This is a genomic window from Kitasatospora sp. NPDC059571, assembly GCF_042735675.1.
Classification (GTDB): Bacteria; Actinomycetota; Actinomycetes; order Streptomycetales; family Streptomycetaceae; genus Kitasatospora.
Map to the genome: position 1 here is coordinate 1 of NZ_JBHWBW010000658.1, position 2,444 is coordinate 2,444.

The 2,444-nt window shown below is 76.5% G+C and carries 2 protein-coding genes; one reads left to right on the forward strand and one right to left on the reverse strand.

The window, feature by feature from the left end; all coding sequences use genetic code 11:
* Positions 1-43: 43 nt before the first annotated feature.
* Positions 44-895, reverse strand: a complete 852-nt coding sequence (locus tag ACFV0G_RS37395; protein WP_380557681.1) for an SDR family NAD(P)-dependent oxidoreductase — start codon at positions 893-895, stop codon at positions 44-46.
* A 247-nt stretch (positions 896-1,142) separates the two neighbouring features.
* On the opposite strand from ACFV0G_RS37395, the gene ACFV0G_RS37400 reads away from it, so the two are divergent.
* Positions 1,143-2,312, forward strand: coding sequence for a ferritin-like protein (locus ACFV0G_RS37400; RefSeq protein ID WP_380557684.1), 1,170 nt, complete (start codon positions 1,143-1,145; stop codon positions 2,310-2,312).
* Positions 2,313-2,444 lie beyond the last annotated feature (132 nt).

Here is a 2,444-nt window from a genome sequence, read left to right on the forward strand (position 1 = left end):
GGCCGGGCCGCTGCGGGGCGGAGCTGCGGGGCTGGGTCGCGGGTCAGGCCACCCAGCCCGCCGTCAGGCCGGTGACCGTCCCGCCGTCCAGGTCGGCCAGCTTCGGGCTGATGAAGGCGCGGGCCGCCTCGGAGGTCTGCACCCGGAAGGCGGGCCGGTCCCCGGTGAGCAGGGCGGCGACGGTCGCGCCCGCGTCGGCGGCGGACTGCGCGGCGGCGAACGACTTCCTGGTGCGGTCGAGGTACGCCTGCATGGCCTCGGCGTAGGGACCGGCCTCGGCGATCCGGGCGGGGATGTCCTCGGCCCCGGCGTTGCGGACGAACTCGCTGGCGACGGCGCCCGGCTCCACGACGCTCACGCTCACGCCGACCCGCGCCGCCACCGGGTGCAGCGCCTCCATGAAGCCCTCCAGCGCGAACTTGGCCGCGCAGTAGGCCTCGTTGAACGGCTGGCCGATCACCCCGCCGACGCTGGTCACGGTGACCAGCCGGCCGCCGGAGGCCCGCAGGTGCGGCATCGCCGCCTCGGTGGTGTGCAGTGCCCCGAAGAAGTTGACCTCCATCACCTCGCGGGCCTTCGCCGTGCCGTCGATCTCCAGGGTGCCGACCCGGCCCGCACCGGCGTTGTTGACGAGCCCGTCGAGCCGCCCGTGGTCGGCCACCACCGCCGCGACGCATTCCCGGGCGGCGTCCTGGTCGGTGACGTCGAGCCGCCGCACCTCGATCCGCTCGGCCACGCCCGCGTCCCGGGCCGCCGCACGCAGGGCCGCGTCGCGGCCGGTGTCGCGCATGGTCGCCACGACGAAGGAGCCCGCGCGGGCGGCGGCGACCGCGGTCTCCAGGCCGATGCCGCTCGACGCGCCGGTGATCAGGACGACGGGGAGGTCTGTGCTCATGTGAGGGCTGCTTTCGTGGCGTGGGACGGGCTGCCGGGGACGGCGGCCGGACTCCCCCATGGTCGGTGTTGGAGTGCACTCGAGGTCAAGCCGATCGGCCGCTCGCCGTAGCGGCGGGTCGCCCGGCCGGGTGGTGGCGGGGGCCACGCCCCGGCGCCGCCCGGATCCGGTGCGCCGCCCTTGTTACGTTCGACGGCCGCGGGCGTGCGCGGCATGCTCCCGGTTCGCAGTCCGAAATGGAGGCGGTATGACCGAGGCGACCGAGCCCTTCCCCGCCGGCCGGCGGCTGGGCCGGCGGGGGTTCCTCGGAGCGGCGGCGGCGGTCGGCGTCCCGCCGGCCGTCCGCGGTGTCCCGACGGCACCCGTACCCGTCGCCGCGGCCGATCCGGCTCCCGGGGCCGGGGTCGCAGCGGCAGTGCCGGCCGCCGGCCGGTCTGCCGCCCGGCTGCTGGCGGTGCCGGGCGGGCACCGGGACGTGCCGTGGATCCGCGACGCCCTGCAGACGGCACTGGAGCTCGAACTGGCGACCCTGCCGCCCTACCTGTGCGCCTGGTGGTCCATCAGGGACCGGTCCGATCCGGCCGCCCGGCTGATCCAGGGCATCGTCTACGACGAGATGTTCCACATGGCGCTGGTCTGCAACCTGCTGGTCGCGGTGGGCGGCCGCCCGAGCATCGTGGACGGGGTGATGTCCTACCCCGGCCCGCTCCCCGGCGGCGTCCGCGAGGACCTGACCGTACGGCTCGCCGGGCTCGGCCACGACTTCGTGCGCGACGTCATGATGGGCATCGAACTGCCCGAGGCCCCGGTCGCCCGGGTCGCCGGCCCGCCGAGCATCGGCTCGTTCTACGACGGCCTCGCCGCCGCCTTCGAGGAGGCGGCCCCGGAACTCGCCGCCGACGGCCAGCTCCGGCAGCGGATCGGCCCCAACATGCTGGAGCCCGTGGCCCGCCCCAGCGACGTCGCCCGGGTGATCGAGACCGTCAAGGAGCAGGGCGAGGGCACCTCGACCTCGCCGGAGTGCTCACTGGGACGCGAAATGCTGGGCCACTACTACGCGTTCGGAGAGATCTACCACGAGCGGATGCTGGAGCGGGTGGACGGGGTGTGGGAGTACTCCGGCGACCCGCTGCCGTTCCCCGACGTCCGGCCGATGGGGGTCGTCCCGGCGGACGGCTGGCCCTCCCCCGAACGCCGGGTGCGACGCCTGCTGCACCAGTGCGACGCCCTCTTCACCACCGTGCTGCGCGAGTTGGAGGCCGCCTGGGACGGCGGCGGGCACCGGGCGCTGGGCCGGGCGGTCGCGGCCATGCGCAGCATGGAGAAGCCCGCGACGGCCCTGATGGACATCCCCGTGCCGGGCACCGACCGGACGTACGGCCCGCAGTTCCGCCCGCTCTCCGACCCGGCGTCCTGACCGGGGCGCCCCCCGTTCGCACGGTAGGGCCCCCGGTGCGGCGGCGGCACGGCGGCACGAAACGGCGGGGGGGGCCCGCCCCGCCCCGGGGGGGGCGGGGGGGGCCGGGGGCGGGGCGGGGCGCCCCCCCGC

Bases quoted from the DNA above. Each gene is read 5' to 3' on its own strand.
- ACFV0G_RS37395 (WP_380557681.1), bottom strand. From the start codon at position 895: ATGAGCACAGACCTCCCCGTCGTCCTGATCACCGGCGCGTCGAGCGGC.
- ACFV0G_RS37400 (WP_380557684.1), top strand. From the start codon at position 1,143: ATGACCGAGGCGACCGAGCCCTTCCCCGCCGGCCGGCGGCTGGGCCGG.